The organism is Rhodococcus sp. (in: high G+C Gram-positive bacteria) (genome assembly GCF_049286785.1).
GTDB lineage: Bacteria > Actinomycetota > Actinomycetes > Mycobacteriales > Mycobacteriaceae > Rhodococcus_F.
In genome coordinates, this window is the sequence record NZ_JBAQEO010000157.1 from 1 (window position 1) to 8,131 (window position 8,131).

An 8,131-nucleotide genomic window follows, 5' to 3' on the forward strand; every position below is an offset into this window, starting at 1 on the left:
CGGCAGAAACCCATGTCGCGTTCGAAAGTAATCCTGATCTCAATCGATTCGTTATCCGGATAGCAGGTAAAGGCCGCAAAGTTGCCATACCAACGCCGGTTCGTTACCGTACCGTGATCAAACATTCGTCAGCCATGGGAAGCAATGTGTCAGCACTCGCCAGAATCAACAACGCAAAATCACCTCTCCTCTACGTAGTCGTCGCGGCACTGTTGGCGACCCTCGTGATCGGGGGTGCGCTGGCGGTGGGGCGGCACAAGAACATCACGCTCGACGTCGACGGCGAGACCATCTCGCTCGGCACGATGGCAACCGATGTCAGCGGCGCCCTGGACGATGCCGGTTACACGGTGGACGAGCGCGATGCCGTCGCACCCGCCGCCGACGCCTCGATCTCCGACGGTGACACCGTGGTGCTTCGCCGCGCACGTGAGGTCAGCCTGACCGTCGACGGGCAGCCGAAGACCGTGTGGACCACCGCCCTCACCGTCGACGACGCACTGAAGCAGTTCGAACTCGCCGACGACGTCCACGTCTCGGCGTCCCGCTCGGAGCGCCTGCCGCTGGAGGGCACCTCGCTCGAGGTCGTCAACGCCAAGCTCGTCAAGGTCGCCGACGGCGGCGCACCGCTCACGGGCGTCCGACTGGCAGCCCCCACGGTCGGTGAGCTCCTCGCGGCCAACGGCGCCCCGCTCGAGCAGGCCGATACGGTCGTTCCGCCCGCCGACGCCCCCGTCGTCGAAGGCGCCGAGATCCACGTGACCCGCGACCGCACCGAGACCCGCACCGAGACGCTGCCCATCGCACCGCCCGAGAACCGCGTCGAGGATCCGGCGCTCGACAAGGGCAAGACCGTCGTCGAGAACCCCGGAGTCCCCGGCGAGCGCACCGTCACCGCGTCCGTGAAGACGGTCAACGGTGTCGAGGCCGGACGCCAGGAGCTCAGCTCGCAGGTGCTCCGCGAGCCCGCGCCGGCACTGGTCAAGGTCGGTGTGAAGGAACTCGCCATCTCCAACGCCTCCACCTGGGATTCGATCGCGCACTGCGAGGCCACCGGCAACTGGGCCATCAATACCGGCAACGGGTTCTTCGGCGGACTGCAGTTCACCCAGAGCACCTGGGAGGCGTTCGGCGGAACCCAGTACGCCGCCCGCGCCGACCTCGCCTCCCGCGAACAGCAGATCTCCGTCGCCGAGAAGGTCCAGGCGGCGCAGGGCTGGGGCGCCTGGCCCGCCTGCACCAGCAAGCTCGGACTCCGCTGACGGTCTGAAGTAAAGGAACACGATGTCGCCCTTCGCGAAGATCAACTCGGCTCGCTCGCCCCTGCTCTACACCGTGGTGGCCCTGCTTCTCGCCACATTGATCGCAGGCGGAGTGCTCGCGGTGGTCCGGCACAAGACCGTGACCGTCGACGTGGACGGCGAAACCATCTCGCTCAGCACGATGACGACGACGGTGGGGGCAGCCCTCGCCGACGCCGGGTATTCCGTCAGTGATCGTGACGCCGTTGCGCCCGGCGCGGATGCGTCTCTGTCGGACGGTGACACGGTGGTTCTGCGCCGCGCACGCGAGGTGTCCCTCACCGTCGACGGCCGGCCGAAAACGGTCTGGACCACGGCATTGACCGTCGAGGACGCTCTGAAGCAGTTCGAACTCGACGCCGACGTGCATGTGTCCGCATCGCGTGGCGAGCGACTTCCGCTCGACGGTGCGGCGCTCGAGGTGCTCAATCCGCTCGTCGTCGAGCTGGTCGACGGCGCACTGCCCGCCGTGGACATCCGGCTGGCCGCTCCCACCGTCGGGGAATTTCTCGCCGCGCACGGTGCGCCGCTCGAGCAGGCCGACACCGTCGTGCCGTCGGCGGACACCCCGCTGACCGAGGGCATGAACGTGACGGTCACGCGCGACCGCACCGAGACCAAGGTCGAGACGCTGCCTCTGAATCCCCCGGAGGAGCGCATCGAGGACCCGACGATGAACATGAGCCGCACGGTCGTCGAGAACCCCGGTATGCCCGGTGTGCAGGACGTGACCTTTGCGGTCAATACCGTGAACGGCAGGGAAGCGGGACGGAACCAGGTCTCCGCGACCGTTACCGTTCCGGCCCAGCCCAGGGTGGTCCGGGTCGGCGCCAAGCCGGGCACCGAGGTGCCGCCCGTCGAGAACGGTGCCGTCTGGGATGCGCTCGCCCATTGCGAGGCCACCGGCAACTGGGCCATCAACACCGGCAACGGCTTTTACGGCGGGGTGCAATTCGATCAGAACACGTGGGAACGCCAGGGCGGTCTCAAATACGCGCCGCGGGCAGACCTTGCTACCCGCGAGGAACAGATCGCCATTGCATCGAAGACGCAGAAGACACAGGGGTGGGGAGCCTGGCCGACGTGTTCGGGCCGGCTCGGAGTCCGTTAAAGTTCCCTGGTGCCCGACGCCGAACTACCCCACTCAGCACGAGGTCAGGCCGCTCTGCTCGGTCCCGTCGAGGTGCGTTCGCTCGCCGAGGAATTCGGCGTGCGCCCCACCAAACAGCTCGGACAGAACTTCGTCCACGACCCCAACACGGTTCGCCGTATCGTCGCCTCGGCCGGTGTCGGCCGTGACGACACCGTGCTCGAAGTCGGACCGGGCCTCGGTTCGCTGACCCTGGCACTGCTCGACGTCGTGGACAAGGTGATCGCCGTCGAGATCGATCCCAACCTCGCCGCGCGTCTCCCGCGGACCGTCGCCGACCGCGCGCCGCAGCTCGCTGAGCGCCTCAGAGTGGTGGGTGCGGACGCGATGCGGGTCGAGTCGTCGGAAATTCCGGGGCAGCCAACCGCGCTCGTCGCGAATCTCCCGTACAACGTTGCCGTGCCGGTGCTGTTGCACCTGTTCGCCGAACTGCCCAGCCTGCGAACCGCTCTGGTGATGGTGCAGGCGGAGGTTGCCGACCGGCTCGCTGCGTCGCCCGGAAGCAAGATCTACGGGGTGCCCAGCGTGAAGGCCAACTTCTTCGGTGACGTCCGCCGCGCCGGTTCCGTCGGACGTGCCGTGTTCTGGCCCGTCCCCAAGGTCGAGTCGGGGCTGGTGCGCATCGACCGGTACGCCGAATCGCCCTGGCCGGTGGACGAGGAACACCGCAAACGGGTATTCGCCGTCATCGACGCCGCATTCGCCCAGCGCCGCAAGACTTTACGTGCTGCGCTCAGTGGGTGGGCCGGTTCACCCGCGGAGGCCGAACGCCGACTGCGCGAGGCCGGCATCGAGCCGTCCACTCGCGGCGAGAGGCTCGACGCGGCGGCTTTCGTCCGGCTCGCTGCCACCCGGCCCTGAGCGCTCCGGCCTTGCGCAACTGGGCGAATGTGCCTTTCGGCGCTGTGGAAGCGCCGAAAGATACATTCACCCGGCCGAAGCGGATTGTGGCGCCCATCACACGTTCCCGGGAGGGGGAGACTTTCAGCCGAAGGTGTGGTTCACTATTGGAGGTCGTAAGTTTTGTGTTTGTGTTTCCCACGCTCGCAAATCGATTGTTGCGAGCGTTTGGACGTCCTCCACAGGTCTGTCATAGACGGTCGTGTCAGATGACCCGGGTAACCGAAGCGGTTACTTGAAGAAGAACTGTGTTAGAGGAGATTTACATGGCAGAGGGCACCGTGAAGTGGTTCAACTCCGAGAAGGGGTTCGGCTTCATCGCCCCCGAGGATGGCAGCGCAGATGTGTTCGTCCATTACTCGGAGATCCAGAGCGGCGGATTCCGCACGCTCGAGGAGAATCAGCGCGTTTCGTTCGAGATCGGCCAGGGCAACAAGGGCCCCCAGGCCACCGGCGTCACCCTGATCTGAGAGCGGCCATGACTTCCCGGTTCGCCGGGACATGACGTTCGAGTAAGGCCCCACCCGTTCACGGGTGGGGCCTTACTCGTCTCTGCTGACAGGTGAAATCTACCCGGACCGCACGTACGTGGCCTGGTATGCGAGATTCATTGCGCAAATGAGCCACAACTGCATTGCCGAACTGTCCGACGACCGGAACAGCCCGGCGACGGCGGCGACGGCGAGTACCGCCGCAACGACGAAGGTGGCAGTTCCGATACCGCGATGTGGTCTCGACGCGAACAGCGCGATGAGGGTCACCAGCGCAGTCCACAATGTCGTGACCATGATCGTGGCGACGACGAACCAGGCGGCCGAATACCGTGCCGGCCACATCCACGGCTGATTACCGTTGTCGAGAGTGCACGCGAACGCAAGAGAGAACCCCAGGATCACCAGCGATGCCCCGCCGAGTGCCACCTGGCCCCCGACGATCATCCCCTTTCCTGTGACCGTCCCCGCCGGCGCTCGTGCGCGCCCGTCCTCGACAATCGTGTTCTCCAACCCCGACCTCCCCGATCTTCCTGTTCGTCACCTGCGTCGACGCCGCGCAGATCCGCCCGTTTTCATGGATTTTCGGGCCGGCGGTAGCCGTGCAGCGGTGTCTCGGTCAGGCGTTACCGTAGCGGTCCGCGAAGAGGCGGTGACGTTCAGCCACCCGACGGCACTCTTCCCGCAGTTCAGGAGGGTCGAGGACGGTGAAGTCGACGCCGAATGCGCTGAGCCAGTGAGCGATCGACTCCATCGAATCACCGCAGAGGACCACGGCGCACCGGCCGTCCGGCATGTCCTCGAGCGTGCCCCAGTCATCGTGCACCATCGATGCCACCTGGCCGAAGGGTGCGTGGAGCAGCACTCGTGCGCGGATGCGGGTGACGGCCCGGTTGATTCCGCGGGCCACGAAGTCGGCGGCACCTCCTGGCGGCAGCTCACGCGGCACGAAGCGGGGTCCTGTCGGGATCTTCGGGGTGAGTCGGTCGAGGCGGAACGATCTCCAGTCGGCGCGGGTGAGGTCCCACGCCATGAGGTACCAGCGAAGCCCGGACCGAACGAGCCGATACGGTTCGACCTCACGACGGCTCTCGGTGCCGTCGTGCGTCCTGTAGTCGAACCGCAGGCGTTCATGGTTGTGGCACACCGACGCGACGGCGGACAGTACCCGGGCGTCGACGGCGCTCTTCGCGGGCTCGTGGTGTACCACGTCGACCTGTAAAGCCTCCAGACGATGCCGAAGCCGGGACGGCATCACCTGCCTGAGTTTGGTCAGCGCCCGCACCGAGGACTCGCCGATGCCCACCACGGAACCTGTTGCCCCGGATTGCAGACCGAGAGCGACAGCGAGCACCTCTTCGTCGTCGAGCAGCAGCGGCGGCATCTCGGCGCCCGCCCCGAGGCGGTATCCACCGCCGACACCTACGGTGGCCTCCACCGGGTAACCGAGGTCGCGAAGCTTGTCGACATCGCGCCGGACGGTACGCGGCGTGATTCCGAGCCGGTCGGCGAGCTCTGCTCCGGACCAGTCCTTGCGAATCTGGAGCAGGGTGAGCATCCGGAGTAGCCGTGCCGAGGTTTCCCGCATGGAACCAAGAATGCCATGGCATGAGGACAGATACTGTCCTCATTTGCCGAAAGATACCTCCTCTGCTGACAACTCGGTAACGGAACGATCTGTTCGCGCTGTCGTATCCGAACCGGTCAATACACTGGCGCCGACGCTCCACGGACCATCGCACGCCCGCCCTCAGTGATTCCGACGGAAAGGTCTTCGCTCATGCATGCACGTCTCCGGCCGTCCCGGGCCTTCGCAAGAGGGGCCGTCGCCACCGTCATGACCGCGGTCTTTTCCATCGTCCTCGCGGTTTCGACCACCGCACCGGCCTCCGCTTCGGCAGCCGACCTCTTCAACAGTGCGCAGAGCAGATTCGCGGCCGGCGACACCCGGGGGGCCCTTGCGGACATCGGCGGAGCGGTCGGCATCGCGCCGGGGGATGGGAATGCACTGGCGTTGCAGGCCATCTACGCCGATGCTGTCGGCGACCTCATCACGCGCGAGGCCGCACTCGCCCGGCTCGGCGCCGTCGACGGCGGTCTGCGGGTCGGGGTGGGCAACCTGGTGACCTCGATCGCGGTCTCGTCGTTCACACCCCCGAATCCGTTTCCGGCTATCCAGGGACCCTCGACCGCCATCATCGTTCTCGGCTACGGACTGCTGCCGGACGGCAGGATGCGACCGGAATTGATCAACCGTCTTCAGGCCACTGTCGTGCAGTCGTGGGTGTCACCCCTCTCACCGATCATCGTGACCGGCGGTAACCCGCAGAACGGCATCACCGAGGCCGCAGCGATGCAGGGGTGGTTGCAGGCCAACGGAGTGCCCGCGCAACGTGTCCACGCCGAGCATCGGGCGGGATCGACCGTCGGGAATGCGCTCAATTCGGTTCCTCTTGCCCGCTCACTCGGCGCCGGCGGCGCGATCGTCGTCACGTCCGCCAATCACATCCGTCGGGCAACCGTCGATTTCAACGTCGCGGGACTGCCCGTCGTCGGTGCGATGAGTGCCATCACCAGCGCAGGCCAGTTGATCGCCGAGTTCCCGCCGCTCACCAAGAGTCAGCAACTCGGCATGTACCGCGACGCGATCCGGGTGCTCGGTATCCCCGCCGGTTACTGAGCCTGATCGGTACCCGCGAATCATCGACGGGATCGCGAGTTGACGGTAGAAGTCCACCGGTCCGCGCCGTACCGGCATGACGGGCACAGCAGGAACGTCATGTGTCCGGGATGTGTACTGCGTGTTTCAAGTGCGAGACAGGCGCATCAGCGCCCGCGTGTGCGGTGCCACAGCGCGAGGGCGTGGCACTATGGCGTGCATCGATCGCAGGAGGACACATGCGTTTGTCGCCCCATGAACAGGAGCGTCTGTTACTGAGCTACGCCGCCGAACTGGCGCGACGCCGGCAGCAACGCGGACTGGTGTTGAACCACCCGGAAGCTGTCGCGATCATCACCGATCACATCCTCGAGGGTGCCCGTGACGGCCGGTCGGTTGCGGAGCTGATGTCGTCCGGCCGCGAGGTGCTCCGGCGTTCCGACGTCATGGAAGGCGTACCGGAAATGATCCACGACGTCCAGGTCGAGGCCACGTTTCCCGACGGCACCAAGCTTGTCACCGTCCATGATCCGATTGCATAGGGGAGATTGTGATTCCAGGTGAAGTGATCTGTGCGGAGGGTGTGATCGAGCTCAACGCGGGGGCGCCCCGAACCCTGCTCGACGTGGTCAATACCGGTGACCGGCCCGTGCAGGTGGGCAGCCACGTGCATTTCCCACAGTCGAACGGTGCGTTGGAGTTCGACCGTGCAGCGGCATACGGTCGGCGGCTGGACATCCCCGCGGGTACCGCGGTGCGGTTCGAACCGGGTATCGCACAGACGGTGTCGCTGGTGCCGCTGCGCGGGACGCGAGAGGTCCACGGACTGAGCCTCACTCCTCCCGGGAAGCTGGACGCGTCATGACCGACCTCAGCCGCGTGCGTTACGCCGAGCTGTTCGGGCCCACCACCGGAGACCGTATCCGTCTGGCCGATACCGATCTGCTGATCGAGATCACCGAGGACCGCAGCGGCGGACCGGGACTGGCCGGAGACGAGGCTGTGTTCGGGGGCGGCAAGGTATTGCGCGAGTCGATGGGGCAGGGCCGCGCCACCCGCGCCGAGGGCGCTCCCGACACCGTCATCACCGGAGTCGTGATCGTCGACCACTGGGGAATCATCAAGGCGGACGTCGGTATTCGCGACGGACGCATCGTCGCGATGGGTAAGGCAGGCAACCCGGACACCATGTCGGGCGTGCACCCGGACCTGGTGGTGGGACCGTCCACCGAAATCATCGCGGGCAACGGCAAGATCCTCACCGCGGGCGGGATCGACTGCCATGTGCACTTCATCGCCCCGCAGATCATGGAGGAGGCCCTCGGCGGCGGCATCACCACGCTGGTCGGTGGTGGAACGGGCCCGGCAGAGGGCAGCAAGGCCACCACCGTCACGCCGGGGCCTTGGCACACGGCGCGGATGCTCGAGGCGCTCGACGGCTGGCCGATGAACATCGCCCTGCTGGGTAAGGGCAACACCGTCAGCTCCGAGTCGATGTGGGAACAACTGCGCGGCGGAGTGTCCGGGTTCAAGCTGCACGAGGACTGGGGGTCCACTCCGGCCGCGATCGACGCGTGCCTCACCGTGGCCGATGCCGCCGGAGTGCAGGTGGCCCTGCACTCGGACACGT

General features: G+C 66.3%; 10 protein-coding genes. 8 read left to right on the forward strand and 2 right to left on the reverse strand.

Features of this window, described 5'->3' with window-relative positions:
• The first annotated feature begins 146 nt into the window (after positions 1–146).
• The 4 genes from WAW17_RS06400 to WAW17_RS06415 all read left to right on the forward strand — a co-directional run bounded on the left by WAW17_RS06400 (position 147) and on the right by WAW17_RS06415 (position 3,821).
• Positions 147–1,262: a transglycosylase family protein gene (locus tag WAW17_RS06400; protein ID WP_422332163.1), complete on the forward strand. Its 1,116-nt coding sequence runs from the start codon at positions 147–149 to the stop codon at positions 1,260–1,262.
• A 22-nt stretch (positions 1,263–1,284) separates the two neighbouring features.
• Positions 1,285–2,412 carry a transglycosylase family protein gene (locus WAW17_RS06405; protein ID WP_422332164.1) on the forward strand — a complete coding sequence of 376 codons (1,128 nt, stop codon included), beginning with the start codon at positions 1,285–1,287 and terminating at the stop codon, positions 2,410–2,412.
• A 9-nt stretch (positions 2,413–2,421) separates the two neighbouring features.
• A complete protein-coding gene (gene rsmA, locus WAW17_RS06410; RefSeq protein ID WP_422332165.1) occupies positions 2,422–3,312 on the forward strand; it encodes a 16S rRNA (adenine(1518)-N(6)/adenine(1519)-N(6))-dimethyltransferase RsmA in 891 nt (296 codons plus the stop codon).
• A 305-nt stretch (positions 3,313–3,617) separates the two neighbouring features.
• Complete coding sequence (locus WAW17_RS06415; RefSeq protein WP_422332166.1) at positions 3,618–3,821, forward strand: cold-shock protein; 204 nt, start codon at positions 3,618–3,620, stop codon at positions 3,819–3,821.
• Positions 3,822–3,920: 99 nt separating this feature from the next.
• On the opposite strand, the gene WAW17_RS06420 is transcribed toward WAW17_RS06415, so the two are convergent.
• On the reverse strand, positions 3,921–4,355 hold the full coding sequence (locus tag WAW17_RS06420; protein WP_422332167.1) for a hypothetical protein: 435 nt from the start codon (positions 4,353–4,355) through the stop codon (positions 3,921–3,923).
• A gap of 106 nt (positions 4,356–4,461) precedes the next feature.
• A complete protein-coding gene (locus WAW17_RS06425) occupies positions 4,462–5,430 on the reverse strand; it encodes a helix-turn-helix transcriptional regulator (protein ID WP_422332168.1) in 969 nt (322 codons plus the stop codon).
• A gap of 249 nt (positions 5,431–5,679) precedes the next feature.
• On the opposite strand from WAW17_RS06425, the gene WAW17_RS06430 reads away from it, so the two are divergent.
• The 4 genes from WAW17_RS06430 to WAW17_RS06445 all read left to right on the forward strand — a co-directional run.
• Complete coding sequence (locus WAW17_RS06430; protein WP_422332172.1) at positions 5,680–6,522, forward strand: YdcF family protein; 843 nt, start codon at positions 5,680–5,682, stop codon at positions 6,520–6,522.
• 218 nt (positions 6,523–6,740) lie between these two features.
• Complete coding sequence (locus WAW17_RS06435) at positions 6,741–7,043, forward strand: urease subunit gamma (RefSeq protein WP_422332169.1); 303 nt, start codon at positions 6,741–6,743, stop codon at positions 7,041–7,043.
• Positions 7,044–7,051: 8 nt separating this feature from the next.
• On the forward strand, positions 7,052–7,366 hold the full coding sequence (locus WAW17_RS06440; RefSeq protein WP_422332170.1) for an urease subunit beta: 315 nt from the start codon (positions 7,052–7,054) through the stop codon (positions 7,364–7,366).
• Positions 7,363–8,131: urease subunit alpha (locus WAW17_RS06445; protein WP_422332171.1), on the forward strand; the 769-nt coding region annotated here is incomplete at its 3' end. The genes WAW17_RS06440 and WAW17_RS06445, both read left to right, overlap by 4 nt.